The organism is Achromobacter sp. UBA2119 (assembly GCF_002331005.1).
Lineage (GTDB): Bacteria > Pseudomonadota > Gammaproteobacteria > Burkholderiales > Burkholderiaceae_B > Achromobacter > Achromobacter animicus.
In genome coordinates this window covers 55595-81822 of the sequence record NZ_DCYD01000012.1, presented here as the reverse complement: position 1 = coordinate 81822, position 26228 = coordinate 55595, and the positions used below count along the sequence as shown (strand labels likewise).

General features: G+C 66.0%; 29 protein-coding genes. 17 read left to right on the top strand and 12 right to left on the bottom strand.

Annotated features, from left to right (window positions below):
• Positions 1–5: 5 nt before the first annotated feature.
• The 6 genes from B3098_RS11575 to B3098_RS11550 all read right to left on the bottom strand — a co-directional run bounded on the left by B3098_RS11575 (position 6) and on the right by B3098_RS11550 (position 5439).
• Complete coding sequence (locus tag B3098_RS11575) at positions 6–551, bottom strand: cytochrome b (RefSeq protein WP_224776810.1); 546 nt, start codon at positions 549–551, stop codon at positions 6–8.
• A 132-nt stretch (positions 552–683) separates the two neighbouring features.
• Positions 684–3407 (bottom strand): DNA ligase D, encoded by a 2724-nt coding sequence (gene ligD / locus B3098_RS11570; protein ID WP_286896231.1) that lies wholly within the window; start codon positions 3405–3407, stop codon positions 684–686.
• Between the two features lie 2 nt (positions 3408–3409).
• Entirely contained in the window at positions 3410–4411 is a 1002-nt protein-coding gene (locus tag B3098_RS11565) for a Ku protein (RefSeq protein WP_286896228.1), read from the bottom strand.
• Positions 4412–4430: 19 nt separating this feature from the next.
• Positions 4431–4712: a hypothetical protein gene (locus B3098_RS11560; RefSeq protein WP_239213693.1), complete on the bottom strand. Its 282-nt coding sequence runs from the start codon at positions 4710–4712 to the stop codon at positions 4431–4433.
• A 59-nt stretch (positions 4713–4771) separates the two neighbouring features.
• A complete protein-coding gene (locus B3098_RS11555; RefSeq protein WP_175121488.1) occupies positions 4772–5164 on the bottom strand; it encodes a PRC-barrel domain-containing protein in 393 nt (130 codons plus the stop codon).
• A gap of 29 nt (positions 5165–5193) precedes the next feature.
• The gene (locus tag B3098_RS11550) at positions 5194–5439 is read right to left on the bottom strand and encodes a hypothetical protein (RefSeq protein WP_218343923.1); all 246 of its coding nucleotides are present in this window, start codon (positions 5437–5439) and stop codon (positions 5194–5196) included.
• Between the two features lie 236 nt (positions 5440–5675).
• Between B3098_RS11550 and ppk2 the strand changes: the two genes are divergently transcribed.
• Positions 5676–6497, top strand: a complete 822-nt coding sequence (gene ppk2, locus B3098_RS11545; protein ID WP_286896222.1) for a polyphosphate kinase 2 — start codon at positions 5676–5678, stop codon at positions 6495–6497.
• Between the two features lie 16 nt (positions 6498–6513).
• Positions 6514–6768 (top strand): RNA-binding protein, encoded by a 255-nt coding sequence (locus B3098_RS11540; protein ID WP_286896220.1) that lies wholly within the window; start codon positions 6514–6516, stop codon positions 6766–6768.
• A gap of 38 nt (positions 6769–6806) precedes the next feature.
• On the opposite strand, the gene B3098_RS11535 is transcribed toward B3098_RS11540, so the two are convergent.
• The 5 genes from B3098_RS11535 to B3098_RS11515 all read right to left on the bottom strand — a co-directional run bounded on the left by B3098_RS11535 (position 6807) and on the right by B3098_RS11515 (position 11803).
• Positions 6807–7004, bottom strand: a complete 198-nt coding sequence (locus B3098_RS11535; protein WP_175136469.1) for a hypothetical protein — start codon at positions 7002–7004, stop codon at positions 6807–6809.
• Between the two features lie 72 nt (positions 7005–7076).
• A complete protein-coding gene (locus tag B3098_RS11530) occupies positions 7077–9137 on the bottom strand; it encodes a TonB-dependent copper receptor (RefSeq protein ID WP_286896217.1) in 2061 nt (686 codons plus the stop codon).
• 210 nt (positions 9138–9347) lie between these two features.
• Positions 9348–9761: a DUF2946 family protein gene (locus B3098_RS11525; protein WP_286896214.1), complete on the bottom strand. Its 414-nt coding sequence runs from the start codon at positions 9759–9761 to the stop codon at positions 9348–9350.
• Between the two features lie 109 nt (positions 9762–9870).
• A complete protein-coding gene (locus B3098_RS11520; protein ID WP_286896212.1) occupies positions 9871–11265 on the bottom strand; it encodes a PepSY-associated TM helix domain-containing protein in 1395 nt (464 codons plus the stop codon).
• A 73-nt stretch (positions 11266–11338) separates the two neighbouring features.
• Positions 11339–11803 carry a DUF2946 family protein gene (locus B3098_RS11515; protein ID WP_279971003.1) on the bottom strand — a complete coding sequence of 155 codons (465 nt, stop codon included), beginning with the start codon at positions 11801–11803 and terminating at the stop codon, positions 11339–11341.
• Between the two features lie 206 nt (positions 11804–12009).
• Here B3098_RS11515 and B3098_RS11510 point away from each other — a divergent pair, with 206 nt between their 5' ends.
• The 8 genes from B3098_RS11510 to B3098_RS11475 are packed head-to-tail and all read left to right on the top strand — an operon-like array spanning position 12010 to position 18336.
• Positions 12010–13185 (top strand): PepSY-associated TM helix domain-containing protein, encoded by a 1176-nt coding sequence (locus B3098_RS11510; protein ID WP_175121479.1) that lies wholly within the window; start codon positions 12010–12012, stop codon positions 13183–13185.
• Positions 13182–13721, top strand: coding sequence for a thiamine pyrophosphate-binding protein (locus B3098_RS11505; RefSeq protein WP_175121478.1), 540 nt, complete (start codon positions 13182–13184; stop codon positions 13719–13721). The genes B3098_RS11510 and B3098_RS11505 overlap by 4 nt, the downstream gene beginning before the upstream one ends.
• Positions 13718–14044, top strand: coding sequence for a hypothetical protein (locus B3098_RS11500; protein ID WP_175121477.1), 327 nt, complete (start codon positions 13718–13720; stop codon positions 14042–14044). Before B3098_RS11505 ends, B3098_RS11500 begins: the two co-directional genes overlap by 4 nt.
• A gap of 18 nt (positions 14045–14062) precedes the next feature.
• Positions 14063–14671: a DUF6162 family protein gene (locus tag B3098_RS11495; protein WP_175121476.1), complete on the top strand. Its 609-nt coding sequence runs from the start codon at positions 14063–14065 to the stop codon at positions 14669–14671.
• Positions 14672–14715: 44 nt separating this feature from the next.
• The gene (locus tag B3098_RS11490) at positions 14716–15669 is read left to right on the top strand and encodes a metal ABC transporter substrate-binding protein (protein ID WP_218343945.1); all 954 of its coding nucleotides are present in this window, start codon (positions 14716–14718) and stop codon (positions 15667–15669) included.
• Positions 15666–16436, top strand: coding sequence for a metal ABC transporter ATP-binding protein (locus tag B3098_RS11485; protein WP_286896204.1), 771 nt, complete (start codon positions 15666–15668; stop codon positions 16434–16436). Before B3098_RS11490 ends, B3098_RS11485 begins: the two co-directional genes overlap by 4 nt.
• Complete coding sequence (locus B3098_RS11480; protein WP_286896202.1) at positions 16433–17338, top strand: metal ABC transporter permease; 906 nt, start codon at positions 16433–16435, stop codon at positions 17336–17338. Before B3098_RS11485 ends, B3098_RS11480 begins: the two co-directional genes overlap by 4 nt.
• Positions 17335–18336, top strand: a complete 1002-nt coding sequence (locus B3098_RS11475; RefSeq protein ID WP_286896200.1) for a metal ABC transporter solute-binding protein, Zn/Mn family — start codon at positions 17335–17337, stop codon at positions 18334–18336. The genes B3098_RS11480 and B3098_RS11475 overlap by 4 nt, the downstream gene beginning before the upstream one ends.
• Before the next feature lie 25 nt (positions 18337–18361).
• Here B3098_RS11475 and B3098_RS11470 read toward each other — a convergent pair whose 3' ends face one another.
• Complete coding sequence (locus B3098_RS11470; protein ID WP_279971006.1) at positions 18362–19321, bottom strand: LysR substrate-binding domain-containing protein; 960 nt, start codon at positions 19319–19321, stop codon at positions 18362–18364.
• Positions 19322–19463: 142 nt separating this feature from the next.
• On the opposite strand from B3098_RS11470, the gene B3098_RS11465 reads away from it, so the two are divergent.
• The 7 genes from B3098_RS11465 to B3098_RS11435 all read left to right on the top strand — a co-directional run bounded on the left by B3098_RS11465 (position 19464) and on the right by B3098_RS11435 (position 26189).
• Positions 19464–20486: a tripartite tricarboxylate transporter substrate binding protein gene (locus tag B3098_RS11465; RefSeq protein ID WP_414631270.1), complete on the top strand. Its 1023-nt coding sequence runs from the start codon at positions 19464–19466 to the stop codon at positions 20484–20486.
• Positions 20487–20492: 6 nt separating this feature from the next.
• Entirely contained in the window at positions 20493–22016 is a 1524-nt protein-coding gene (locus B3098_RS11460) for a UxaA family hydrolase (protein ID WP_286896196.1), read from the top strand.
• Between the two features lie 25 nt (positions 22017–22041).
• On the top strand, positions 22042–22848 hold the full coding sequence (gene hpaI, locus B3098_RS11455) for a 4-hydroxy-2-oxoheptanedioate aldolase (RefSeq protein ID WP_286896194.1): 807 nt from the start codon (positions 22042–22044) through the stop codon (positions 22846–22848).
• A gap of 230 nt (positions 22849–23078) precedes the next feature.
• A complete protein-coding gene (locus B3098_RS11450; RefSeq protein ID WP_286896191.1) occupies positions 23079–23414 on the top strand; it encodes a hypothetical protein in 336 nt (111 codons plus the stop codon).
• Positions 23411–23632: a hypothetical protein gene (locus B3098_RS11445; protein ID WP_056318016.1), complete on the top strand. Its 222-nt coding sequence runs from the start codon at positions 23411–23413 to the stop codon at positions 23630–23632. Before B3098_RS11450 ends, B3098_RS11445 begins: the two co-directional genes overlap by 4 nt.
• 243 nt (positions 23633–23875) lie before the next feature.
• Positions 23876–25348 (top strand): hypothetical protein, encoded by a 1473-nt coding sequence (locus tag B3098_RS11440; protein ID WP_286896181.1) that lies wholly within the window; start codon positions 23876–23878, stop codon positions 25346–25348.
• A gap of 82 nt (positions 25349–25430) precedes the next feature.
• Complete coding sequence (locus B3098_RS11435; RefSeq protein WP_279971010.1) at positions 25431–26189, top strand: ProQ/FinO family protein; 759 nt, start codon at positions 25431–25433, stop codon at positions 26187–26189.
• The last annotated feature ends 39 nt before the right edge of the window (positions 26190–26228 follow it).

Sequence of the window (26228 nt, the reverse complement as noted above, 5' to 3'; positions counted from 1 at the left end):
GGCCGTCATCCCTTGGTCATGTGAGTCAAGACCCGCCGTCCATCCGCCCTGCGGTGCACGAAGGCCATCGTGATGTGGCCCACGGCCAGCGCCAGCAACGTCCAGCCCAACAGCCCATGCCAGGCGTTGCCAAGTTCGACCAGGGCTTCGATCTCCTGGTCGCGGGGGCTGAAGATCTGGATGCCAAAGGCAGAATATCCCCTGCCCCGCCCGTAGGCGCGCAACAGCGCCAGCGTGGGGATGGCGATCATCATCAGGTACAGGACAAGATGCCCGAAGCCCGCCAGCAGGCCGCTGTCCGGCCGCTTGCCCCAGTTGGCGATGGCCCAGGCGCCGCGTACAAGCACCAGGATCAGCAGCAACAGGCCAAGCGAGGTATGCGAGGCCCAGAAGAAATCCTCGATCGGGGTGTCCGGCAGAAACTGCCGCGACGCCGCGCTGGTGAACTGCCACGCCAGCAGCACGGCCATGAGCCAATGCAGGACGCGGCTGACGATTCCATACCCGTCCGGGTGGTCCATCACGCTTGAGGCGGCGACGCGGGGTGGCATAGGGAGGCTCCTTCGGAGATCCATGCTGCGCAAGGGAAAACCTGCTCCGGGCATTGTGCCAACGCGCCCGGCGCGGAGTGCAACCAGTTGCAATGGCGGCTGGCCGACAGGACGGCTGTGGACGCGTTCTGATCATGGTTCGAACTCCATCGCCGACATGGCGGCCGTCAGCGACTGCGGCGCGTAGTCGTCCCACGGCGTGTTGCCCGCATCCAGCCGGGAATGCACGTCCTGAATGGTCCAGTGCGCGCCGCTGGTGAGCTTGTCCAGCTCGTCCCACGTCACCGGCACCGAAATGCCCAGACCGGGCCGCGCCCGCGCGGACCACGCGCATACCGTCGTCGCCCCGAACCCGTTGCGCAGGTAATCCGCAAAGATCTTGCCGACGCGGTTCTTCGGGCCGCTCTTGGCCACGAAGAGTTGCGGCAGCGTCCGGGCCAGATGCTGCACGATCGCCTGGGAAAACCGCTTTACCGTGTCCCAGTCGTATTGCTTGCGTAGCGGCACAACCACGTGCAGCCCTTTGCCGCCGCTGGTCTTTAGCCAGGCCCGCAGGCCGATCTCCTGCAGCAGCACGCGCACCAGATTGGCGGCCTGTTGCATGGTCGGCCATGGCACGCCCTCGCCCGGGTCCAGGTCGAACATCATGCGATCCGGTTTGTCGATGGACGTCTTGACGGCGTTCCAGGTGTGGAATTCGACGACGTTCATCTGCACGGCGGACATGATGGCCTCTGCGGTCGGGACTTCGAGCAGCGGCGGATGATCCGGATCGAGCTTGGCGGGCAACGGTCTGACGCCGGGCATCGCGGCTTCCAGATGCTTCTGAAAGAAGAATTCGCCCTGGATGCCGGCGGGCGCTCGCAGGAATGACACGGGCCGGCCCTTCAGATGCTCCAGCATCAGCGGCGCGATCAGGCCGTAATAGCGCGCGAGATCCAGCTTGGTGAGCTTGGTGGACGGGTCGATGACCCGGTCCGGATTGGTGAGCTTGCCGCCCTTGGCGCGGCTGGTTTTGCCGGCGGGCGGGGCTTTGGCATCGGAGGCGGGTGCGGGCGCCTTTGAAGATGTCTTTGAAGACGTGCCGGCAGATGCCGTGGCAGATCTGGCTGCGGATCTGGCCGCAGGCGCCGCCTTCGAGTTGCCCTTGTCGCCGTCTACGTCCTCGACCGGCACCGCCTTCTCCCTGGAAATCGCCTTCACCGGCTTGTCCTGGCGCAGGCCCCGGAATACGGAATGACGGATGTGGCCGCCGCTCGTCCATTCGCCGAACGACACTTCGGCGATCAGTTCGGGTTTGACCCAGCGAACGCCCCCCGCTGCGGGTGCATTCGTGACCGGCTTCTTGTCCGTCTCGATGGCCGCCAGACGCTTCTGCAGGGACACCAGACTTGCATCGTCGAACCCCGTGCCAACCTTGCCGGCATAGCGCAGGCTGCCGTCCTGCTCGGTAACCGCGAGCAGCAGCGCACCCAGCCCGGCCCGGCTACCCTTGGGCGCCGTGTAGCCGACGATGGCAAACTCCTGACGCCGGGCGCACTTGACCTTGACCCAGGTGTCGCTGCGCCGGGACACGTACGGTGACGACAGGCGCTTGGCCATGATGCCCTCAAGCCCCATCCTGCACGCGGTTGCCACCAGATCTGACGGCGCGGCCTCAAGGGCCTCGCTGAATCGCAGCTGGTCGTCTTCGGCGGCGTCCATCAGTTGCTGCAACAGCGCCCGCCGCACGCCCAGCGGCTCCTGGCGCAGGTCCCGCATCCCGATGAACGGCAGATCGAAGGCGTAGAACACGATGTCCTGTGTCCGATCGTTGTCGAAGGCGTTTTGCAGCGACTGGAAGTTTGGAATGCCTTCGCGGTCCAGCATCACGATTTCGCCGTCGATCCACGCCCATTTGGCGGGCAATGCGCGCATGGCCTCGACCAGATGCGGCATTTTGGCGCTCCAGTCGTGGCCGTTGCGCGTAAACAGCCGCACATCGTCGCCTTCGATCCGGACGACGAGCCGGTAGCCGTCGAATTTCATCTCGTACAGCCAGTCCGGCGCATGCTGAGGCACGCCGTCCACCAGCGTGGCGAGCTGGGGTTTCAGTTGCGCGGGCAAGTCAGCGGCTACACCGGGCAACGCGGACTGATCGTCGGCGGTGTTGTCGCCCTGATCCTGGGATTGGTCGTCAGCCGCCGCCTCCGCGGGAGCTTTGGATTTGGCGCGAGATTTCGCTGCGGAACGCGACGTCTTGGCTGCGGAATTCGCCTTGGCTGTCGCCTCGCCGCCCTTGCCTGCCGGCTTGGCCTTCGCAGGTTTGCGCAGCGGCACCACGCTATCCGGCATTTCGTCCACCACACTGAATTCCCGCTCCGGCCGCGCGAAATCGTCTCGGTCCTTGATAAGCAGCCAGGGCGGCTGCTTCTCCGACTCTTTGCCCTTCAGCCGGATCAGCGCCCAGCGGCCCTGCATCTTCACGCCCTGCAAGTCGAACTTCAGGTGGCCGTCGCGATAGCCCTTGCGCGGATCGCCTACCGGCATCCACTTGCCTTCGTCCCAGATGATGACCTTGCCGGCGCCGTACTGCCCTTCGGGAATTTGCCCCTCGAACTGGTTGTAGGCAATGGGGTGATCCTCGACCTGGACCGCCATGCGCTTGACCGCCGGGTCGTAGCACGGCCCCTTGGGCACCGCCCAGCTCTTCATGGCCCCGTCCAGTTCCAGACGGAAGTCGTAGTGCAGCCGGCTGGCCCAGTGCTTCTGGATGACGAAGGCGCGGGCGTCCTCATTGGCCTCACCACCCTCGGCGGGTTCCGACGTGATCTCGAAGTTGCGCTTTTCGCGGTACTTCTTCAGCGTGTCAGCCATGGTCAGGCCGCCTTGCGCGTTTTGCTCGTTGTCTTGCCGGTGGTCTTGTCACTCGACTTGCTGGCGGTCTTACCCGTCGCCTTGCTCGCCGACTTGCTGGCCGTCTTGCTTGCGCTCTTGGCCGACTTGGCCGCCGTCTTCTTGGCCGGCGCCTTGGCTGCCTTCTTGTCATCGCCTTCGTCGGACTTGGCCGCCTTGGACCCGCCCTTGCCCCCCTTCAGGCTGCGTTGCAGCAGCTCGGTCAGGTCAATGACGTTGTCCGCATAGGCGGGCGACGCTTCCTGCGGCTCGATGACGGTCTCGGTCTCGCCGGCACGCGCCTTCTGCTCCACCAGCTCCATCACGGCGGCCTTGAACTCGTCCTTGTACTGTTCGGGGTCCCATTCGCCGGACATGTCGTCGACCAGCATCTTCGCCATCTTCATTTCGCTGGCGCTGGGCGTCATGTTCTTGGCGCCGGCCTTGGGCAGATCCAGCCCTTCCACTGACTTCACCTCGTCGCCCCAGCGCATCAGGTTCAGCACCAGCGCGTCGCCTGACGGAATCAGCGCCGCCAGGTGCTGCTTGGTCTGGATCACGACCTTGGCGATGCCGATCTTTCCTGTCTTGACCAGCGTGTCCCGGAGCAAAGCGTACACCTTGTGGCCCTTGTTGATGGGCGCGACGTAGTAGGGTCGCTCCAGATAAACAAACGAGACGCCCCCGGCGTCCACGAACTGCTGGATCTCGATGGTCTGCGTGGTGCGAGGATAGGCCTCGGCTATTTCCTCGGGCGACACGATGACGTACTTGCCGTCCTCGTACGCCACGCCCTTCACGATGTTGTCCTTGTCGATTTCCTTGCCGGTGCGCTTGTTGATGCGCTTGTAGCCAACCGGGTCCATCGAGCGCTTGTCCAGCCAGTCGAAGTCCACGCCGGACTCCGTCGTGGCCGTGTGCAAGCCCACGGGAATGTGAACCAGCCCGAAGGAAATCGCTCCTTTCCATATCGTTCTTGCTGCCATGACGGTCTCCTGCGCGTGATCAGCCCAGGCGCTTGACGATACGGGCGACGCGGGCAATGCCGCCCGTCCCGCTTGCCGCGCGGCCGATCAAGGCGGTCCCGGCGGCGGTGACCAGGGTGCGCCGCAACAGCGTGCGGCTGCGCATGCCGGACAGCATCAGCAGCACGCCCACGCCAAACACGATGATGTGTTCGCCTGGAAAATCCGGCCTGCGGGCGTCGATGTCCTTGATCTGCGCAACCAATGAAGAACGCGAGGGCGATTCGTAACGGCGGGGTTCGTCGACGGGTTCGATCTGCATGTGGCCTCCTGCGGGCGTGGATCAGGCATGGGGTGCGGAGCGTGCTGCCCCGCGCCGGTTTACTTGGCGTACTTGAATTCGGGCAGCGCCTTGAGCGTGTCCTTCGTGGCGTCCGGCAGCTGGAACTGGTCGCCGGCGACCTGCATCTTCGACAGCGGAACCGTCACAAGATGATTGCCGACGCCAAGCAGCCCGCCCACCGACAACACCGCATACGGCGCCCAGTCGGGCGGGCCGAGGATCAGGTCATCCACGGTGCCGATCTTTTCCTTCTTGCCGTTGTAGACGGTCGCTCCGATGATCTTCGAGGCGCGGTAGCCGGCCTCGACCTTGGCGACATCGACTCGCACTTCGGTCACGGACTGCGGCGCACCCTGCGCCCAGCCGGTGGACACGGCGCCAGCGGCGCCCAGCATGGCAACCACGCCCAGCATTGCAGTCTTTACGATCATGATCGGATCTCCTCGGGGGTCTCTTGTGTTCAGGACGTGCGTTGCGAGTCGGCGGGATCGGGATTAGATTCGGAGGCGTCCGATGGCTCCATGTCCTCGTTGCTGACTTCGTTGCCCTGCGTGTTCTCACTGGCATCCGACGGCTTGACCGGCGGCGCACTGCCCGTAGTCGGCGAGCCTGCGCCAGGCCGCACCGGCAGATCGTCGGGCGTTGAGGTCGCCTCTACGGCGTTGTCCTGGGAAGATGTCTGCCCAACGGAATGGTCTGGTTCCATTTTCGTCACCTCAGGTTCGCTGCGGCCAGCGGAAACGTGGCCGTGGACCCGGACAGCAAATAACGTTCCCGAAACATTCGTCGGGTGACCAGCGCCCAATGGCGCGGCGGACTGCGGCACCATAATTCCATTGGTAACGCGCTCCCAAACCGCCTTGAATCGGCAATATATTCAGATCACATGTGGCGCCGGCGTGCGCCGTTCATTCGTGGCAGGAAGACTTCCGGAGCGCGACGATGGGCGACAAGAAAAAGCAGAAGGACAATCCCGAGACCGCCGAGGCGGGCAAGCTTTCCAATAAGCAGTACGAAAGGGAACTGGCCCAGCTGCATGTGGAACTGGTCAAGCTGCAGCAATGGGTCGTCGATACGGGCGCCAAGGTCTGCATCGTGTTCGAAGGGCGCGACGGCGCCGGCAAAGGCGGCACGATCAAGGCTTTGACCGACCGTGTCAGCCCCCGTGTCTTTCGCGTCGTGGCCTTGCCCGCCCCCACCGAGCGCGAAAAATCCCAGATGTACATGCAGCGCTACCTGCCACACCTGCCCGCGGCGGGCGAAGTCGTGATCTTCGACCGCAGCTGGTACAACCGGGCTGGCGTTGAGCGCGTGATGGGGTTTTGCAGCCAGGCGCAGGTCGACGCCTTTCTGAAAGCCGTGCCGCTGGTGGAACGCGTGATGATCGACTCCGGCATCCTGCTCTTCAAATACTGGCTGGAAGTCACCGAGGCGGAACAGACACGCCGCCTGCAGTCGCGCATCAACGATGCGCGCAAGACCTGGAAGCTGACGAAGATGGACCTGGATTCGTACAGCCGCTGGTACGACTACTCGCGCGCCCGGGACGAGATGTTCCGGGCGTCGGATACCGCGATCTCGCCCTGGTACGTGGGGCGTTCCGACGACAAGAAGCGGATCCGGCTGAACATCATTACCCACCTGCTGGAACACATTCCCTATACCGTCAGCGCCAGGGAAAAAATCACCTTGCCCAAGCGGCAGAAAGCCAAGGGTTACGTGCAGCCGGAACACCCCTTCCGGTATGTGCCCGAAAAATTCTGATCATCGGAGGTTCCCCATGGCTGCGCTGCTCATCAATCAGGTCGAAGACACCACGAGTGACGAAGACATTCACACATTTCTGGTGAAGTACGGTTTTCCTGCGCCGGACGGCGTGAAGCGCGTGCCCAGCGAGGGGGATCGCCCGGCAGTGCTGGTCACGTTCAACGGTGTGACAGAGCCGGAGCTGCAGGCCCTGCTGCCCCGGATCCATCAGATATTCTGGAAAAATCACACCATCTCGACGCTGGTGATGCGGGCGCCGATCGCGTGACAGGCGCCGTCAGCGCGCGGCGCCCCGCCCTGGCGCCTTTACCAAGCCGTGCGCGGCCGGTAGGTATCTTTTACATATTTGGCCAATTCGGCTTCGACCGTCGACATCAGGACGGCCGGCGGACGATCCGGGTGCAAAAGTTGCTGCGCCGCAGCAAGCGTTCGCATCGCGCAACGTTCGCCATTGGTCATCGGCTGGGGGGTGGACAAGGTGGGCGTGTACTTGAACTCTTCCATGTTGCTTCTCCATAAGACAAGGAATGACCCTCACCCCCCTTTTAGCAAGTAGCGTGCCCAACCCCGTTTCGGTCAGTATCGGACGCTGACCCGAGCCCAGACGCTGCGGCCGGGTTCGTTCACCGCCGTGCCCGCCGGATAGCCAAATCCGGCGTTCCCCGCCAGGTTCAGGTGTTCGCTGTATGTCTTGTCGAACACGTTGTCCACGCCTAGCGACAACCGAACCTGCTTGTTCACGACGTATCCCGCATTAAGGGAAAACACGCCAAATCCGGCGCTGGGACCGAAATCTTTGCCCACAACGTTGCCTTCGTTCAGCGCGTAGCGATTTTGCGGGGCGACGATGCGCCACAAGGCGCCCGCCGACCAGGTGCCGTCGTCATAGGCGGCGGTGAGCTTGGCCTCCAGCGGCGGAATCTGCGGCAGCGCGCGGCCGTCACTGCGGTTCTGGCCCCAGGCGTAGGCCAATGTGGCGCCCACCTTCCAGCTCGGCGTCACGGCATAGGACGCGCCAAACTCCCCGCCAAATATCCGGGCGTCCACGTTCGTCGCCTGCGAGGTGGCCCCCATCATCCCGCCGGACGTGTAATTGAAAAGAATGAAATCGTCCACGTAGCCCGCATACCCCGAGAACCACGCATCCAGCGTTTCCGTCTTGTACTGGGCGCCAAAATCAAGCTGGGTCGTCTTTTCCGGCTTGACGCCCTGGAAGGCGTTGACCGAGCCGGCCGGACCGCCCTTGGGCGAGAACAGTTCCCAGTAGTCCGGGAACCGCTCCACATGACCCAGCCCAATGTAGAGCGTGGCGGGCAGCGATTCCAGATCCTTTTCATAGCGCAGGAATCCGCTGGGGAGCGTGTCGTTGCGCCGTTCGCCCGCCGTGGGGTTGGGCATGACCATCATCATGCCGCCGGTGGTCTGCCGGAAATCCTTGACGGACGCCCAGTCGACGCGGGCGCCGCCGATCACGCGGCTGTCCGGTGCGGCGCGCCAGGTCAATTCGCCAAAGACACCCGTATTTGAAAAATCGGCGTCCTTGACCCACGGCTGGCTGCGATAGGACATGGTGTCCGAGCCGCTGCGGGCGCGGTGACGGCTTTGCTGGAAGTCCATCCCTGCCTCCAGGCTGGTGTCTTGCGACAGATTCCAGGTGCTGGCGACACGTCCGCCCCAGGTTGCGCGGTCCACGTCCGAGGCCATCGCCATTGCCATGGAGCTGGACGGGTCCGGCGCGCGCAGCGTGTAGTTGTCCATGACGTGGTCCGCGTAGTTGTAATAGAGCTGTGCCTCGACCTGACTCAGGACGGGCCCGAGGTTACGTTTTTCAAAGCGCAGTCCAAAACTTTCCCGCTTGAATTGCGAGCCGTCCATGCCGCGCCCGGCATACCGCGCCTCGCCGTCGCCCGTGCCGGCGGTCAGTTCATATAGCGTGTCCGCATCGGGCGTGAAGCCCAACGTGACATCCGCGTTCCATTTGTCCCAGCGCGACGGCACGGTGTTGCCGTCGCCGTCCTTGTAGTCCTGCGAATGCGAGTGGTTGGCGGTGATTCGGGTATGGACCTTTTCGTTGCCGATGGCCAGGTCCGCCGTCTGGTCGTTGCGCCCGAACGAGCCGCCGGTCAGGCTGCCGTCAAAACGCACGCCCGGCTCGGTGAACTGGGGTGTGTCGCGGTCGAAGCGGACGGTGCCGGCGGACGCGCCCGGCCCCCACAGCACTGTCTGCGGTCCCTTGATGACGGTGAGCTGGTCGAAATTCTCGGGCGAAATATAGGAACTGGGCGCGTCCATCCGCGACGGGCAGGCGCCGGGCATGGAGGTGCCGTTGGTCAAAATGTTCAGGCGGGAACCGAACATGCCGCGCAGCACCGGGTCGCCGTTGGTGCCGCCGTTCCGGATGGCCGAAAAGCCGGGAATGGTTTTCAGGTAGTCGGTGCCGTCGCTGGCTGGCAGCGGCTGGCGCGGCAGCTTCGGATCGGTCGTGAAGGTCAGCGGCGCGCTGGGCGCCACGCCCATGATGACGACGGGTTCGAGCGTGGTTACGCCGTCCTGGATGGGCTGCGCGGCGGCGGAGAATGTGGCGGCCACGGCGGCGGCCAGGCAGGTCATGCGGACGAATTGCGGTTGCTTGCGCATAGGGAATCTGGATCAACTTGGAATCTGAGTCGGAATCTGCAATCGGGGCGTTGACCCCCGCGCGGACAGGCCATGCATGGGCGCGCCTCGGCGCCCGGACCCTCAAACGGATCCGTGCCAAAAGCGGCGATATGAGCAGGCGCTAACCGGCGGCGCGCCCGTCAACCGTGGGCGCCGCGATGCAAACCGGTGATGCTGAGAGAAATGCCGTCAGGCGATGGGTGGCGGCGCGCGCGGCTGCTGCTGCAGCCGGGCGTGCGCACTGGAGAAGTAAGGAACGTCGGCGGCCGGCGCCGTAGCAGGCTGCGCCAGCGTAGGCAGCAGCCAGGCAAGCAGCCACAGTCCGGGCAGCGTGGCGCCGCCCAACATGGCGCAGCCGGCAACGCAGCAATGCGGCATGGCGCCGCTGTGCTGCTCGACGCCTTGCGTGGTGCCTTCGATGCCGATGGTGACGACGCGCGGCCCGCTGGCCGTGCAGATGATGGTGGTGGCGCCGGCGGCGCCCGACATACCGGCGGGACTTGGTGCGGCGAGTGCTGCAGAGGCAATCAGCGCCTGAAAGACGAACAGGGCCGCCGCGAACAGCGAAACCCATCGTCTGGCAGCAGTGGCGCTTGTGTACATCAAATCCCCTTGACGCCGCAGATGGTAGCGCGGTTCCGGCCCCGAATCCGGTCTGCCCGCGCCCATCTGCACTGCCCGTTGACGCATATCAAGCGCGTCTGGCGGCTACCTAGCGCAACACATCAATGACCAGGAATACGGCCAGGCTCACGCCCATCACCGGCAGGCTCCATCCCAGCGCCAGCGCGATCGCCGCCACGCCGATCCGTCCGGGCCATGACAGCTCGCGCCAGGCGTGAGTCAGCGTCTGCCCTGTCGCGCCCGCGGCCGGACGGCGCAGCCACCACATCCGGTAGCCCAGCACGATCATCGTCGTCAGGGCGATGCCAATGGCGGCCATCAGGAGTTGATTGGGCCAGCCGAACAGGATGCCCATGTGCATGTCCACGCCCCAGCGGATCAGCTTGGCGATGAGCGGAAAGGTGTCGAAGTCGGCACGGCTGGTGATGGCGTAGGTGGTCGGATCCACGGCGATGGTGTCGACCTGGGTGGGCCAGGACCGGTCCACCTCGCGCACCATCCACGCCTGGCCAGCGCCGCGCGGCGGCCGGATTTCAAGCTGGCTGCTGTCGATGCCGCCCTGGCGCGCGGCCTGCAACACCCGGTCAAAGGCCGCCGGCACGGTGTCCGGCGCCGGCGACATGGCGGCGTGGTCATGCTGGCCGCCATGATGATGGGCATGCTCGCCGCCCTCGGGCATGGCTGCCATGGCGGACATCCCGGCGTCGGGCAGTTTCAACGACACCGCCGGCGTGATCCACCCCAACTGCGCGCGCAATTGATCCACGCGCGCACCGGCCCAGTTGGACCAGGTCAGCCCGGTGGCCGAGAAGAACACCAGGCCGATGCCGATCCACAACCCCAGCAGTCCATGCCAGCGCCGGGCGCGCAGGCGCGGGCTGCGGGCTTCCAACGTCTTGTCGCGCCCGCGCCGGGCAAACCACAGCACCAGACCGCCCAGCGTCGAAATCCAGAGCCACGACGCCGCCAGTTCGCTGTAGTTGCGGCCCAGGTCGCCCAGCATCAGGTTGCGGTGCAGGTAGTCCAGCTTGGTCCGGAAGGGCAGCGTGCCGCTGGTGCCGTAGACGACCATGTCGCCCTGGATCTTCAGCGTGACGGGGTCCACAAACAGCGCGCGGGCTTCGGAATCGCCCATGCCGGGCTGCGTAAACATCACGCGCGTGGTTTCGCCGGGGCCGGGCGCGGGCCGGACGGCGAACAGGCGCGGACCCGGTCCGACTTGGCTTTGCGCTGCCTGAACCTGCGCCGCGAGGGGTTGCGCCGCGCCAGTGGAAGTGGTGCGCAACTGGTCGGCGTAGATGAGGTTTTCCAGTTGCGGGGTCAGCACGAACAGCGTGCCGGTTACCGCCGCGACCAGGATGAAGGGGCCGACGAACAGCCCTATATAGAAATGCAGCCGGGTGATCAGCGCGAGCAACGCGCTGCCGCTTGCCGACCTCGGCCGCGCGGAGGCGGCCGGACTAACCAGGGTCTCAGTGGACATGATGATCTCGAAAACAACGGACGCCGCCTGCAGCAGGCGGCAATCGTGCGCTTGGCGCGCACGGCGACGGATGTCATCCGGCGATTCGAGGGGGAGCGCGCTGTCCCAGCGGCGGCCCGGCGGCCGGCATGGGCGGGCGCGGACTGTCGGTCAGTCGGGGCGCTTGCACCCACCAGCCGAGCAAGGCGGGAACCAGCGCGACGGTGGGCGGCACGAGCAGCGCCGGGTGTGCGCTCAGCCCAAACGGACATTCCTGGCCGGCGCCCACGTGCTGGGACGAATCGTGGTGCTCATGATGGCCATGGGAGGAATCGGCGTGGGCGGCGTGCGCATCGGCCCTACCCGACATGCCGGGAAACACCCCGCCGCCCGCGGCACAGAAGCCCAGTTCCAGGCGCCCCTGCTTCAGCGCCTGCGCGTCCGGCATGTATCCGACCGGCACGAACGCCCGCACCACCAGCAGAAGCAGCAGCAACAGCCGCACGAGGGTGGCGGCGCAGACTGGACGTGAGGACGGACAGGACGATCGGGTGGGCATGCGGGATTTCCGGGCGGCGGCCGATTCCGTCGCCAAGGCGGCATTTTAAACATCGGGCCGCCAATTCCGGATGCTTTGCGCCGGCGCGGCCCGCCGGATCAAAGGGTCGTCTAAGACAATTGAGAACTATTATTGCTAGAATTCCGCCTGACGCCTCCCTTAAATGGGGACCAAGCAACCCTCTTTGTCTACCGGATAGCTTTTGAATGGCCAAGCCATCGCGCTCCAAATTATGGTTTCTCGTCCACAGTTGGCTGGCCTTGCCGATCTGGATTTTCCTTTTCTTTATCTGTGCGACCGGGACCATCGCCGTCATCAGCCAGGAAATCGTCTGGCTCATCAACCCCGCCGTTCGCGCCCAGGCGCCCGATGCCGATACGCCCCGCATGGGCTACCAGGCCCTGATGGACTCCATCGCCAAACAGGAACCCGAAGCGTCGGTGCAGCGCCTGTCCTGGCCTGAGGAATCGCAGTTCGCCCTGACGGCCGCCGTGGGTTATCCGGGCGCACGCTTCACCTCGATTTACGTCAACCCGTACACCGGCCACGTGCAAGGTCCGGCCTTGAACTTCGACCTACGCCAATTCATGCGCGCGCTGCACGGCTGGCTGCTGATCCCGTTCAACAATGGCTATAGCTGGGGCTGGTATCTGGTCTCGCTGTTGTCGATTCCGATGCTGCTGTCGCTGATCACCGGCCTGGTGGTCTACAAGCGGTTCTGGCGCGCCTATTTCCAGAAGCCGCGTCTGCGCGTCGGCCAGGGCGCTCGCATTTTCTGGGGCGACTTCCACCGCCTGTCGGGTCTTTGGTCGGTTTGGTTCATCCTGCTGATTTCGGTCAGCGCGATCTGGTTCCTGGCGCAGGCGATCCTGTCCGATACGGCGACCACCATTTCGACCCAGGGCGTGCCGGCTGTCGTAGCCCGCGATCAGGTGCCCACCGTCGCCGCCGGCGAAACCGTCAAGCGCCTGCCGCTCGACGAGATCGTTGCCATTGCCGAGCGCGAACTGCCCGGCCTGGAAACGCAGCACGTCTTCTTCCCCGGCAACGCATATGACCCGATCACCATCTCGGGCCGCGGCGCGTACCCGCTGATGTTCCAGTACGCCAAGATCAATCCGTACAACGGCGCGGTCGAGGAAGTGCGCCGCCTGTCCGACCGCAACGGCCTGGAATTCTTCACTGAATCCATGCGGCCGCTGCATACCGGCGACTTCGGCGGCTTCTGGCTGAAGCTGGTGTGGTTCCTGTTTGGCCTCCTGCTGACCATGATGTCGCTCAGCGGCCTTCTGATCTGGACCAAGCGCACCGCGCAAGCCACTGCCAAAGCCCTGCGCCCTGCCCGCGCAGACCGTACCGCCGCTCGCGAGGTGACCGAATGAGCAAGACCGCCACCCTGGACGCCGCCGCGGCCAAACCCAGTTTCTGGCGCCGCTGGCGTTTCCACCTGAGCGCCCTGCTGCTCATCCTGCCCATCATTTATGTCCCGAAGTATTTCGACAACCTGGCGCTGTCGCGCGGGCTGATGGGGCTGGGACAGCGCCCTGCGGGCGAGCTGGACGTGGGTCCCTGGAAGCTGAAGTTTGCCGAGTGGAAGGTCGAGCCGCCCCAGTCCGACCCCGCCGGCATGGTCAAGACCTTCACCATGGCCCAGTGCGAAGGCTGCAAGGATCAGATCCGCGCGGTCTACGTGCGCGTGGGCAAACCGCGCAGCCTGCGTGCCGCAGGTTCGATTTTCTTTGGCAGCCCGCACCGGGCCTTTGCCACCGTGCCGATCCCGCCGCGCACCGCCCCGGACGCCGAGCTGTGGGTCACCGCGGAAGGCTGGGACGGCTCGGTGCACCAGGCGGCCTGGCCGCTTGCCATGGCCTCCCCCGCCACCGTCGAGTGGCTGAAGAAACAAGGAGCATCCCGATGAATGCAATTTTCGCTAACGGCCTGCGCGCTGCCCTGCTGGGCGCGCTGCTGAGCGCCAGCGCCACCGCCCTGGCGCACAACCCCATGGCCGAATGCAAGGCCGATGGCAAGGAACAGATCCAGTGCACCGGCGGATTCTCCGACGGCAGCGGCGCCGCCGGCGTCACCATGGACGTGATCTCGTACGACGAACAGATCATCGTGCCGGGCAAGCTGGATGCCGATTCCAAGATGTCGTTCAAGCGGCCCAACGGCGAGTTCTACGTGCTGTTCGACGCGGGCCCCGGCCACGTCGTTGAAATCGACCACGTCGACATCCAGTAAGCCCCGGCCCTTCGCAGCATGCATACACAAGTCATCCGACCCGCGGGCGCCGGACACGAAACGCTGGCGGTGCTGGGCGCCTGCCTGGTCATCGTCGCGGCCGCCGCGGGTTACATCGGCCTGCGTGAAGCGCCGCCCGAAAGCGCGCCGCTCGCCGCCACCCAGATCGATGCGCGGCGCGACCTGACGCCCGCCGAACAAGGCATTTACGCCGACCTGCGCGTCGCCTACGAGGAAATCGGCTTCGCGCTGCAGGCCGGCGAGCCGCTGCCTTCGGTTGAAGAACTGGCCGCGCAGGGGCTGCCGCCGTTTGTGGCGGACAACAGCACCGCCGTGCGCGGTGGACACGCCTGGCGGCTCCAACGCCAGAGCGGTAAGGCGCTATACGTGGGCCAGACGGCCGACGTTGCACTGGCCGGATCATTCCTGCTGCGTACCGAAGACGGCCACGCCAAGGACGGCCATGGTCATGACCATGGCGCGGACGCCCAGGCCGATGTCTGGCTGGCCCGCGATGCCGCGGCCCGCGTGCCCGCTGCCACCGACGATGCCGCACTGGCCGCCGCGGGCTGGCGTCAGGTCGTCGCTCAGTTCGACGCCGGCGTGACCCGCCAGAACAAGCCCTGACCGGGCCCCTCTCCCTTCGTCTTCCGACACGAGCCTACGGATTTATGTCTGCCTTTTCGTCTTTCTCACAGCTCCTGCGCCGCTGCGCCGCGCCGATCGCCGCGCTGGCGCTGCTGGCCGGCGCCTTCGCCGCGCCCGTCCACGCCGAAGAGGCCAAGCGCCTGAAGATCGGCGTGACGCTGCATCCCTATTACAGCTACGTCGCCAACATCGTGGGCGACAAGGCCGAGGTCGTGCCGCTGATTCCGGTGGGCTTCAATCCGCACGCCTACGAGCCGCGTGCCGAAGACATCAAGCGCATCGGCACCCTGGATGTCGTGGTGCTCAACGGCATCGGCCATGACGACTTTGCGGACCGCATGATCGCCGCCAGCGAAACGCCGAAGATCCCCGTGATCGAAGCGAACGCGCAGGTGCCGCTGCTGGCGGCCGTGGGCATGGCCGCACGCGGCGGCGGCGATTCCGGCAAGGTCGTGAATCCGCACACGTTCCTGTCGATCACCGCCTCGATCGCCCAGATCAACACCATTGCACGCGAACTGGGCCGTATCGACCCGGCCAACGCGCAGACCTACACCGCCAATGCACGCGCCTATGGCCAGCGTCTGCGCAAGCTGCGCGCCGACGCCCTTGGCCAGCTGGCAAAAGCGCCCAACGCGGACCTGCGCGTGGCCACGATCCATGGCGCCTACGACTACCTCTTGCGTGAGTTCGGCCTGGAAGTCACTGCGGTTGTCGAACCGGCGCACGGCATCGAGCCCAGCCCCGCGCAGCTCAAGGGCACCATCGAGCAATTGCGCGCGGCGGACGTCAAGGTGATCTTCTCCGAGCTGAACTTCCCGTCCGCGTACGTCGAGACGATCCAGCGCGAGACCGGCGTGAAGCTTTATGCGCTGTCGCACATCTCGTATGGCGAATACAGCCCCGAGCAGTTCGAAAAAGAAATGAAGCAGAACCTGGCCACCGTGGTGCGCGCCATCGAAGAGGCCGGCGCGTGACCGGCCCCGTGACAGCCCACCCGAGCGGCGCACTGGGTCCCACACTGACCTTCGACCACGTCTCCCTGACGCTTGGCCGTACCGACATCCTCAGCGACGTCGCCTTTACCGTTGCGGCCGGCAGCGTGCATGCGCTGGTCGGCCCCAACGGCGGCGGCAAGAGTTCACTGGTCAAGACGCTGCTGGGCCAGATGCCGCATCGCGGCAAGCTCAGCGTGGCGTGGCCGGGCGAGCGGGCCGGCGTCATCGGCTATATCCCGCAGGCGCTGGAATTCGATCGTGGCCTGCCCATGACCGTCAACGATTTCATGGCCGCGATGTGCCAGCGCAAGCCCGCGTTTCTTGGCCTGTCGCGCGCGAAGTCGAAGGAAATCGGCGACGCCCTGGAACGCGTTGGCATGCAGGACAAACGCAACCGCCGCATGGGCGCGCTGTCGGGCGGCGAGCGCCAGCGCGTGCTGCTGGCCCAGGGCCTGGTGCCCAGCCCGTCGATGGTAGTGCTGGACGAACCCATGTCGGCGCTGGACGAAGCCGGCGTGCGCGTGTTTGAAGAATTGCTGGACAGCTGGCGCGCGCAGCGCGTGACCGTGCTGTGGATCGAGCATGACCTGGAGGCCGTTGGCCGCCTGGCCGATCGCGTGACCGGCCTGAACCGCCAGGTGCTTTGCGACGGCCCGCCCGCGCAGGTGCTGACGCCCGACCGGCTGCTTGCGCTCTTTTCAACCCGGCCGCGCGTTGGCAATCAGCCGCAGGAGCGCGCCGCATGAACGCCTTTTTCGACAACTTGCGCCAGCTCATTCAGAACGCGGCGGAGTCCGGCGTGCTGCCCGAATCGCTGGCCTTCGGCTTCGTCACCAACGCCCTGCTTGCGGGCCTGATCATCGGACCGGTGTTGGGCGGCCTGGGCACGCTGGTCGTGGTCAAGCGCTTTGCGTTCTTCTCGGAAGCCGTGGGCCATGCCGCGCTGACCGGCGTCGCTATCGGGATCCTGCTGGGCGAGCCCTACACCGGCCCGTATGGCAGCCTGTTCAGCTATTGCCTCATCTTCGGCATCCTGCTCAACTTCCTCAGCAATCGCACGCGCCTCACGCCCGACACGCTGATTGGCGTGTTCCTGTCGGTGTCGCTGGCGCTGGGCGCAAGCCTGTTGCTCGTGCTGTCAGGCCGCATCAACATCCACATCCTGGAAAACGTGCTGTTCGGCTCGGTGCTCACCGTCAACAGCAACGACCTGTCGGTTCTGACGTGCGTGGCGATCCTGGCGCTGGCGCTGGCCCTGCCGAACTACAACCGGCTGATGCTGGCCAGCTTCAATCCGCAGCTGGCCGCCGTGCGCGGCGTGCCCGTCAAGGCCATGGACTACCTGTTCGTGATCCTGGTGACGCTTGTCACGGTGGCCTCGGTCAAGGTGATCGGCGCCATTCTGGTCGGCGCACTGCTGGTGATTCCGGCGGCCGCGGCGCGGATGCTGGCGCAGTCGCTCAAGGGCTTTTTCACGATGTCGGTGCTGTTCGCGCTGTTCAGCACACTGGCCGGCATCATGTTGCCCATCGAACTGGAACTGCCGATCCCATCCGGCGCGGCCATCATTCTGGTCGCGGGTGTTTTGTTTGCGATCTCGGCCCTGGCACGCGGCCTGGTCCCCGGTCTGAAAGGAAATGCAGCATGAGTTTGAAGTCAGTCACCCTGCGCCGCGCCGCTCTGGCCGTGGCATTGGCATCCGCGCTGGGCGCCGCCGTCACGGCGCAAGCCCAGGAAGCGGCCAAATCCGGCCGCGCCGCGCGCGCCGCGCAGCCGGAAGCCACGGCCGCCGCCACGGGCAGCGTCACCGTGCTGGCCGCGCATCCCGTCGTGTTTGCGCTGACCGACAGCCTGGCCAAAGGCAGCACCATCCGTGTGGAGCGCGCCGCGCCCGCCAACCTGCCCGCCACCCGCCTCACGTCGTATTTCAGCGGGCGCGGCGGCGCTGCGCTGCAAAAGGCCGCCGCATCGGCGGACGCCGCGGTCGGCCTGCGCTCCATCTGGCCAGACGATCCGCTCTACGCCAACGCGCGGCGCACCAACATCCGCATCGTCGAAATCGACGCCGCCCGTCCGCTCGATGGTGCGCTGAACGGCATTGCTCTGCAAAGCGACACGCGCCCCGGCGGACAGTTTGCCGCCTACCCGTGGCTCAGCATCGTCAACCTGGGACGCATGGCCGACATCGTCGCCGCCGATCTGGGGCGCCTGTCCCCGTCCGACGACAAGCGCATCGCCGATAACCTGGCGCAGATCAAACGCACGCTGGTCGAATTGAACGCCAGCAGCCAGGCCGGATTGGCGCAGGCCGAGAACGTGGCCGTCGTCAGCCTGTCCGAGCGCCTGCCCTACCTGATTGCCGAGTTCAATCTGGATTTGATCGACACGAACGCGCGTGACGACAAGGACTGGACACCTGAGACGCTGGCGGCGCTGACCGCCACACTCAAGGACAACGGTGCGGCCGCCGCGCTGCTGCACCGCGAGCCCACGCCGGAACTGCGCCAGGCCATCGAAGCCGGCGGCGCCAAGGCCGTCGTGCTGGCCACCGACGGGGCCGACCCTGTTGCCGATCTGCAGGCGAACGCCAAGCTGCTCCTGCAGGCGCTGGCGCCCGCCGCGGCACAGACCACCGCCGCGAAGTAGATCCCTTTGCGAGAACGGCGCCGGGCTAACCGGCGCCGCTTGCCGCATCGGCAATCAGTGCCGTTGCCGCGTCCTTCAGGCATTCGATCAGTTGCGCGCTGGTCGCGGGCAACCGGGCTTCCCGCAAGGTGATGATGCCGACCGGCGGCAATGCCAGGTCCAACGGCACGTCCAGGATCCGGCACAGGCCCTGGCGCTCGAAACTGCGGGCGGCCGATTTCGCCAGAAATCCCACCGCATTGCGCTCACGAATGAAGGTCAGCGTGGACAGGTAGGACGACGTTTCCATCAGATCTGACGACGGTTGCAGGCCACGATGATGGAACTGCTGCTCCAGCTTGACCCGCAACGACGCCCACGGCGGCGGCATCACGCAGGGCAACGCCGCCAGATCCGCCCACCCCGGCGCGCTGCGGCCTGCCACGTCGCTGCCGGGCGCCGCCACCACCACCATCGGCTCCTCGAACAACGCTTCGGCATGCAGATCGGGCGCGGCGTAGCCTGGCTCCAGCCTTCCCACGAACAGATCCAGTTCGCCCAGCCGCAGCTTGGGCAGCAGATGGGTCAGGTCGCCCTCTTCGATCAGGACGGTCGCGCGCGCCGACCGCAGCTTCAAGGCATGCACGGCCCGCGCCAGCAGCACCGGCAGCGCGACCGCCATCGCCCCCACCCGCGTCTTGCCGGCCGCGCCGCTTGCGGCGGCGTCGATCTCATCACGCGTGCGCTCGTACTGCGCCAGCACGCCGCGCGCAAAGCGCACCACTGCAGCGCCCGCGTCGGTGGGCTCCGTGCCGCGCACGGACCGCGCAAAGAGCGCGAGACCCAGCATGGACTCGACCTCCGACAACATGCGCGACACGGCCGGCTGGCTGACCGCCATGAACTCGGCGGTGCGCCCCAAATGCCGGAACTCGTCCAGCGCCACCACCAATTGGAGGTGACGCAGCTTCAGGTTTGAGCGGAACACGCGGTCCAGGTGCGCCATGCCAGCTTCCTTACATATCAGAATTGTTATCTATCGATGCGGCAATTCTATTGGATAGTTATATATAAGCTCACGAGAATAGATCCGGGCGGCCTTGTAGCCTTGAGGGTGCTCACAAAAAAAATCACATCGGAGACAAACCATGAGGCACATCCCCACCCCTGACCGGGACCGGCGCAGGTTTCTGGCCGGCGCCGCCTGTCTGGGCGCCATGGCTGGCGCTGGCGCGGCCGGCCTGCTGGCCCCCGGCCTGGCCCGCGCCGCGGACTATCCGCAGCGCCCCATCACCTTCATCTGCCCCTGGCCCGTGGGCGGCACCGCGGACCAGTCCATGCGCGCGCTCTGCCAAGTGGCGTCGGGCGTGCTGGGCCAGTCCATCGTGGTGGAGAACCGCGCGGGCGCCTCGGGCATGATCGGCACGAAGTCGCTGTCGCAAGCGCAGCCCGACGGCTACACCATCGGCCAGATTCCCATTTCGGTGGCGCGTTTCTCGCAATTGGGACTGTTGCAGCTTGATCCGCGCAGCGAGCTGACCTATTTGGCGCGTACGTCGGGCCAGACCTTCGGCATCGCAGTGCTTGCCAGCTCGCCGTTCAAGACGTTGCAGGAGGTCGTGGCTTACGCAAAGGCCAATCCCGGCAAGCTGACATACGGCCACGCCGGCATTGGCGGCGCGACGCATGTGGGCATGGAAGAGTTCGCCATGACGGCCGGCGTGCGTTTCAATGCGATTGCCTACAAGGGCGGCGCGGCCGCCTTGCAGGATGTGCTGGGCGGGCAGATCGATCTGCTGGCGGATTCAAGCTCGTGGGCGCCGCATGTCGAGGCAGGCAAGCTGCGGCTTCTGGCGACCTGGGGCGAGTCGCGCGCCTCGCGCTTCAAGGAGGCGCCCACCCTGAAAGAACTGGGCTACGACGTCGTGGTCGAGGCCCCTAACGGCATCGGCGCGCCCAAGGGCCTGGACCCCGCCGTCGAGCGCAAGCTGCGCGAGGCCTTCCGCACCGCGGTCAAGAGCGACGCCTTCAAGCAGGTGGCCGACCGCATCGATGCGCCGGTGATGTACCTGGACGGGCCGGATTACCAGGCTTATGTGGCGTCGGTCTATGCGCAGGAGACCGCGCTGATCGCGCGCCTGAAACTGAAAGAAATGCTGCAGAAAGGCTGATCCCCGGTGACTTCCAATCCCTTGATCCGGCTGCACGCCAACGACAATGTGCTGGTCGCCCGGGAGGCCCTGGCCTTGGGCATGCCTATCCCGGCGCTGGGCCTGCGGGTACGCGCGCAGGTGCCGGGCGGCCACAAGATTGCGGCGTGCCGGATTCCGGCAGGCACGCCGGTGCGCAAGTACGACGCCATCATCGGCGTGGCCGCGCGCGACATCGAAGCCGGCGAGCACGTGCATGCCCACAATCTTGCGCTCGCCGACTTCGAGCGGGATCCGGGCTTCTGCCGCGATGTGCGGCCGGTCGACATCCTGCCCGAGGCCGAACGCGCGACGTTTCAGGGCTACGTTCGGGGGGATGGCCGGGTGGGCACGCGCAATTTCATCGGCATCCTCGCGTCGGTGAACTGTTCCGCGACGGTCATCCACCACATCGCGCAGCACTTCACGCCCGAACGCCTTGCCGCGTTTCCCAACGTGGACGGTGTAGTGGCGTTCGCGCAGACGAGCGGTTGCGGCATGTCGTCGCCCAGCGAGCATTTCGATGTCCTGCGACGCACGCTGGCCGGCTACGCGCGGCATTCGAACCTGGCCGGCGTGCTGATCGTCGGGCTTGGCTGCGAACGCAATCAGGTGTCGGCGCTGATCGAATCGCAGGATCTGGCCGGGGACGCGCGGGTGCGTACGCTCGTGATGCAGGACACGGGCGGCACCCGGGCCACGATCGAGGCCGGCATCCGGGCCATCGACGAGATGCTGCCGATGGCCGATGCCGCGCGCCGCAGCCCCGTGCCGGCAAGCCACCTCAAGATCGGCCTGGAATGCGGCGGATCGGACGGCTACTCCGCCATCACGGCCAATCCCGCGCTGGGGGCAGCCATGGACATCCTGGTGCGGCACGGCGGCACGGCGATCCTGTCCGAAACCCCGGAGATCCACGGGGTGGAATATCTGCTGACGCGCCGCGCGGTCACGCCGGAAGTGGGCCAGAAACTGCTGGACCGGCTGGCCTGGTGGGAAAGGTACACGGCCGGACACAACGCGCAGTTCAACGGCGTAGTCGGCCACGGCAACCAGCAAGGCGGCTTGGCCAACATCTTCGAGAAATCGCTGGGGTCCGCCATGAAAGGCGGCACGACGCCGCTGCAGGCCGTGTATGAATATGCCGAACCCATCGACCGCGCCGGCCTGGTTTTCATGGATTCGCCCGGCTACGACCCCGTCGCGGTCACCGGCCAGATCGCCAGCGGCGCCAACCTGATCTGCTTCACGACGGGCCGCGGTTCGATGTTCGGCTCCAAGCCCGCACCCACGCTCAAGCTTGCCAGCAACAGCAGTATGTATGCGCGCCTTGTCGAGGACATGGACATCAATTGCGGCGCGGTGCTCGATGGCGAGGTGGACATCGGGCAGATGGGACAACGCATCTTCGACCATATCCTGCGCGCGGCCTCGGGCACGCCGACCAAGAGCGAAGCGCTGGGCCTGGGCAACCATGAATTCGTGCCCTGGCATCTGGGCATCGTCAGCTGACCCGTCATTTCAGGAACCTATAGGCATGCCCGCACACAACCCCTTCAAGACGGCCCTCGCCGCGCGCCAAGCCCAGGTCGGCCTGTGGCTCTCGATGGCCGACCCTTATCTGGCCGAGGTCTCCGCCACGGCAGGCTTCGATTGGCTGCTCATCGACGGCGAGCACGCACCGAACGACCTGCGCGGCACCCTGGCCGCCTTGCAGAGCGTTGCGCCCTACCGCGCCCAGCCCGTGGTGCGCGTGGTGGCCGGAGACACCGCACTCATCAAGCAGATGCTGGACATCGGCGCGAAGAATCTGCTGGTGCCGATGGTCGACACCGCCGAGCAGGCCCGTGCCCTGGTGGCCGCGACCCGCTATCCACCGCAAGGCATACGCGGCGTGGGCAGCGCCGTGGGGCGCGCATCTCGCTGGAGCGCCCGTCAGGACTACCTGGAAATCGCCGACGACGAGATCTGCCTGCTGGTGCAGGCGGAAACGGTGCAGGCGCTATCGAACCTGGAGGCGATCTGCGAGGTGCCCGGCGTGGATGGCGTGTTCATCGGGCCGGCCGATCTGGCCGCGTCCATGGGGTATCGCGGGCGGCCCGGGCATCCGGACGTGCAAGCCGCCATCGAGCGCGCCATGCAAGTCATCATCGAACACGGCAAAGCAGCCGGAACCTTGACATCGGACCCCGCGCTGGCGCGCCGTTACCTGGATCTGGGCTGCACCTTCGTGGCGGCAGGCGTTGACGTGCTGCTATACGCAAATAGCGCCCGCCGGCTGGCGGCAAGCTTCTCTTGCGCGGACCCGAACGCCGCGGCGCCCGCCCCGTCCGCCGCCTATTGACCATCCAGAAGCGGCCGATCCGTCCTGTAATCCGGTCTTGCATGACCACGCATTCAGGCATAAATTGATCGGTACCGCTTTTCGATCGGCCATCTCGATCCCCCCGCCCGAATCGCGCGCGAAGGTTGTTTTCTATCTTTTGTTCCCCCAACAGGAGCGATGCGATGCGAGTAAAACACCTGCTTGGCCCAGCGACCGTAGCCCTCTCGATGCTCTTCGGGTCGGCTGTCATGGCCGCCCCCTCGGACCCCGCCCCGATCATCACCGGCAAGCACTGGACCGATTCCGACGCCAACCTCAAGAAGGCCTATCTGCTGGGCGTGGCCAATGCGCTTGAGGTTGAACGCGCCTATCAGCAACGCCGGGCCGTGCCGGATACCCAGACGCTGGTGCCCAAGTTCTCCGCGGGCCTTCAGAACCAGACGCTGGACTCGGTGCGCGAGACCATCGACCGCTGGTATGCCGCCAATCCGGGCCAATTGGATCGCCCCGTCATGGAGACGATCTGGTTTGAGATCGTCGTGCCTGCCACCAAGACGAAACGCACCCCCTACGAGCCGCCATGAAGACTATCCGCACGATAGGCCTGGCCATTGCGATGGCATCGCTGGCCGCATGCACCAACATGACCAAGGAACAGCAAGGCACCGTCACGGGTGGCTTGATGGGCGCCGCGGCGGGCGCCGGCATTGCCGCCATCGCGGGGGGCAGCGCCTGGACGGGGGCCGCCATTGGCGGTGCAGCCGGCGGTATCGCCGGCAACATCCGCGGCGCGAACCAGTAAACAACGCCAGTAGACAACGCAATACCGACCTGACCCGTCACCCCCGAACGCCGGCTCGCGTGCAAACGCCAGCCGGCGTTCTTGCGTCTGGGGTCTGCGTGCACGCCCGCGTCCCTGCCCGCACCCCGCCCGCCGCCTTCGTCGCCCACCTTCGTCCTGCCCATCGCCACGGCTACCCGCTGCGGCCATAGACTGATACGCTTTGCGCCGCGACTTCACCCGGGCGATGCGGATGATTCTTTCATGATGTACCTGCTGTGGTCCCTGCCGGCGCTGACCGTGATCGCCGCCATCGCGAGCGGGCGCGTCAACACGACCATCGCCGCCGCGCTGGGCCTGCTGGCGGCGCTGCCCATCGCCTTGCTCGCCGCGCCCGCGCCGTTCGCGCTGGCGCAAATGGCCGTTGCCCTGGAACGCGGACTCTGGATCGGCTGGATCATCACCCCCTACATCCTCGGCGGCCTGCTGTTCTGGCAGATGGCGGCGCAAGGCGGCATGAGCAAGGGCGCGGCAGGCAATCCGCCGGACGCCATGCGTCTCGAACCCCTCGCACGGCGCCGGCTGCTTTTCTTCGCCTGTTTCCTGGTCGGTCCGTTTGCCGAGTCCGCCACGGGCTTCGGCGTGGGCATGCTGGGAACCGTAATGCTGATCCGCCCGCTGGGCCTGAAGCCGCGCGAGATCATGGTGTTCGCGCTGCTCAGCCAGACGCTGATCCCGTGGGGCGCGATGGGAAGCGGCACGTTGCTGGCCTCGGCCTACGCGCGGGTGCCGGCCACGCAGCTTGCTCTTTACAGCATGGTGCCCGTGGCGCTGCTGATGGGGGTGTGGCTGGCGTTGTACTGGCGCACTGCCGCACGCGCGGCGCTGTCCGCGCCTGCGGCCGAACTGGGGCGTGAAGCGGGCTGGATGGCCGCGAGCCTGGCCTTGCTGACGGCAGCGACCGCACTGCTGGGACCGGAAACGGCGCTGCTGGCAGCCTACGGTCCGCTGATCGTGCTGCGCTTCCTGGCGGACCGCAGGCCTGATCGCGGCCAAGCGCTGGACGCCGCACGCCGCGCCCTGCCCTACATCGCCCTCATCGCCTGGCTGGTGGCTACGCGGCTCGTCCCCCGCCTGAATCGCGGCCTTGCCGGCGTGGCCGATTTCAAGCCTTATGCGGACCTGCCGGCCTGGATGCCTTTTCTGCACGCCGGAAGCTGGCTGATCGCGGGCGCGGTAGCCATGGCCGCCTGGCAACGCCACCCGGGCGCGCTGCGGACTCAGGCACGCGCCGCGTGGATGACAGGACGTCATGCCGTCATGTCCGTCTTTCTGTTTGCAATGATGGCCGAGGTGCTGGCGGGCGCGGGCATTTCCCGGGCGTATGCCGATGGATTATTCTCGAGCCTGCGCGACTGGACTATCCTGATCACGCCGCTTCTGGCCGGCGCGTTCGGCATTCTGGCCAACAGCGGCAATGCGCCGAACAGCCTGTTCATGTCTTCCCAGCTATCATTAGCGCTTCAGGCCGGTCTGAACGTGCCCGCGGCCGCCGCGCTGCTGCACGTCTCGGGCACGTCGATGGGGATTTTTTCGCCGGTCCGGATGTCGATTGCGGCCGGTTTGGCGCATGGACGGGGGCAAGAACGCGGCGTGTATGTTCTACTACTGCCGTTTGCCCTGGCCGCGTTCGGCATCCTGCTGTCGCTGGCGCTGCTCGTGGTCATCTCCGGGTAGAAGTTTTCAGGGCTGCTGAAAGGCCGACAACTGGCGGCGCAGCGGATTCGCTCGCCGCCTCAACCTTTTTTTTGTGTAGCACATGGGACTAGAACAATTAGCCGCGATCCGGGAATTGCTTATCAAGCAGTCGCCTGACAAGGCAGGCTCGAAGAACGAATCGCGACCGCAAGGCACGGACAAGCCGCGCCGCCCGCAAGGCGCCGGCAAGGGTCCGCGTCCGCAAGGCGGCGACAAGGCAAAGCGCGCGCAAGGCGGCGACAAGGGCCAGCGTGCGCCGCGTCCCGAAAAGCGCGAGACGCCGGTCGATCCCGTGGTCGTCGCCATTTCGCGCCTGCAACGTCACTTTCCCAAGGCTTTCCCCAAGAACCCCGCGCCCAAGCTGCCCCTCAAGCTGGGCGTGCTGGCGGACCTGGTGCAACACGCCGAACAACTGCAGCTCGACGAGGCGCAGATCAAGGAAGCCGTCAAGACCTGGTGCGATGGCCGCCGCTACTGGGCCAGCATGGTCGAGGACGCGCCGCGCGTGGACCTGAACGGCGAACCCGCCGGCGCCGTGACCGCCAACGAAGCGCGTCACGCCAAGCGCATGGCATCTCGCAACGCGTCGCGCAACGCCGCCCGCGCACGGGCCGAGAAAAAGGCGCAGACGGCTGCTGAGCAGACCCCGGCGCCGGCTGCTGACGCCGCCCCTGACGCGCAACCAGCCGACGTGCCGTCGGCTGATGTGAAAGCGGCAGACGCCAAAGCCGTCGACACGAAAGCCGCCGACGCGAAAGCCACGGTTGAGACGTCTGCAGACGTCACGCCCACTGACGTCAAGCCCCAGTCGTCCGAGTAAGCCAGCCTTAAGCGATTCAGGCCTGGGCCAGGCCGGGAA

Excerpts from the sequence above, each read along its gene's own strand:
- B3098_RS11440 (WP_286896181.1), top strand. The coding sequence starts at position 23,876 with ATGATGTACCTGCTGTGGTCCCTGCCGGCGCTGACCGTGATCGCCGCC.
- B3098_RS11575 (WP_224776810.1), bottom strand. The coding sequence starts at position 551 with ATGCCACCCCGCGTCGCCGCCTCAAGCGTGATGGACCACCCGGACGGG.
- B3098_RS11565 (WP_286896228.1), bottom strand. The coding sequence starts at position 4,411 with ATGGCAGCAAGAACGATATGGAAAGGAGCGATTTCCTTCGGGCTGGTT.
- B3098_RS11525 (WP_286896214.1), bottom strand. The coding sequence starts at position 9,761 with ATGTACACAAGCGCCACTGCTGCCAGACGATGGGTTTCGCTGTTCGCG.
- B3098_RS11510 (WP_175121479.1), top strand. The coding sequence starts at position 12,010 with ATGGCCAAGCCATCGCGCTCCAAATTATGGTTTCTCGTCCACAGTTGG.
- B3098_RS11555 (WP_175121488.1), bottom strand. The coding sequence starts at position 5,164 with ATGATCGTAAAGACTGCAATGCTGGGCGTGGTTGCCATGCTGGGCGCC.
- B3098_RS11465 (WP_414631270.1), top strand. The coding sequence starts at position 19,464 with ATGAGGCACATCCCCACCCCTGACCGGGACCGGCGCAGGTTTCTGGCC.
- B3098_RS11540 (WP_286896220.1), top strand. The coding sequence starts at position 6,514 with ATGGCTGCGCTGCTCATCAATCAGGTCGAAGACACCACGAGTGACGAA.
- B3098_RS11495 (WP_175121476.1), top strand. The coding sequence starts at position 14,063 with ATGCATACACAAGTCATCCGACCCGCGGGCGCCGGACACGAAACGCTG.
- B3098_RS11500 (WP_175121477.1), top strand. The coding sequence starts at position 13,718 with ATGAATGCAATTTTCGCTAACGGCCTGCGCGCTGCCCTGCTGGGCGCG.
- hpaI (WP_286896194.1), top strand. The coding sequence starts at position 22,042 with ATGCCCGCACACAACCCCTTCAAGACGGCCCTCGCCGCGCGCCAAGCC.
- ligD (WP_286896231.1), bottom strand. The coding sequence starts at position 3,407 with ATGGCTGACACGCTGAAGAAGTACCGCGAAAAGCGCAACTTCGAGATC.
- B3098_RS11480 (WP_286896202.1), top strand. The coding sequence starts at position 16,433 with ATGAACGCCTTTTTCGACAACTTGCGCCAGCTCATTCAGAACGCGGCG.
- B3098_RS11550 (WP_218343923.1), bottom strand. The coding sequence starts at position 5,439 with ATGGAACCAGACCATTCCGTTGGGCAGACATCTTCCCAGGACAACGCC.
- B3098_RS11520 (WP_286896212.1), bottom strand. The coding sequence starts at position 11,265 with ATGTCCACTGAGACCCTGGTTAGTCCGGCCGCCTCCGCGCGGCCGAGG.
- B3098_RS11475 (WP_286896200.1), top strand. The coding sequence starts at position 17,335 with ATGAGTTTGAAGTCAGTCACCCTGCGCCGCGCCGCTCTGGCCGTGGCA.
- B3098_RS11560 (WP_239213693.1), bottom strand. The coding sequence starts at position 4,712 with ATGCAGATCGAACCCGTCGACGAACCCCGCCGTTACGAATCGCCCTCG.
- B3098_RS11535 (WP_175136469.1), bottom strand. The coding sequence starts at position 7,004 with ATGGAAGAGTTCAAGTACACGCCCACCTTGTCCACCCCCCAGCCGATG.
- B3098_RS11515 (WP_279971003.1), bottom strand. The coding sequence starts at position 11,803 with ATGCCCACCCGATCGTCCTGTCCGTCCTCACGTCCAGTCTGCGCCGCC.
- B3098_RS11435 (WP_279971010.1), top strand. The coding sequence starts at position 25,431 with ATGGGACTAGAACAATTAGCCGCGATCCGGGAATTGCTTATCAAGCAG.
- B3098_RS11470 (WP_279971006.1), bottom strand. The coding sequence starts at position 19,321 with ATGGCGCACCTGGACCGCGTGTTCCGCTCAAACCTGAAGCTGCGTCAC.
- B3098_RS11505 (WP_175121478.1), top strand. The coding sequence starts at position 13,182 with ATGAGCAAGACCGCCACCCTGGACGCCGCCGCGGCCAAACCCAGTTTC.
- B3098_RS11445 (WP_056318016.1), top strand. The coding sequence starts at position 23,411 with ATGAAGACTATCCGCACGATAGGCCTGGCCATTGCGATGGCATCGCTG.
- B3098_RS11450 (WP_286896191.1), top strand. The coding sequence starts at position 23,079 with ATGGCCGCCCCCTCGGACCCCGCCCCGATCATCACCGGCAAGCACTGG.
- B3098_RS11490 (WP_218343945.1), top strand. The coding sequence starts at position 14,716 with ATGTCTGCCTTTTCGTCTTTCTCACAGCTCCTGCGCCGCTGCGCCGCG.
- B3098_RS11530 (WP_286896217.1), bottom strand. The coding sequence starts at position 9,137 with ATGCGCAAGCAACCGCAATTCGTCCGCATGACCTGCCTGGCCGCCGCC.
- ppk2 (WP_286896222.1), top strand. The coding sequence starts at position 5,676 with ATGGGCGACAAGAAAAAGCAGAAGGACAATCCCGAGACCGCCGAGGCG.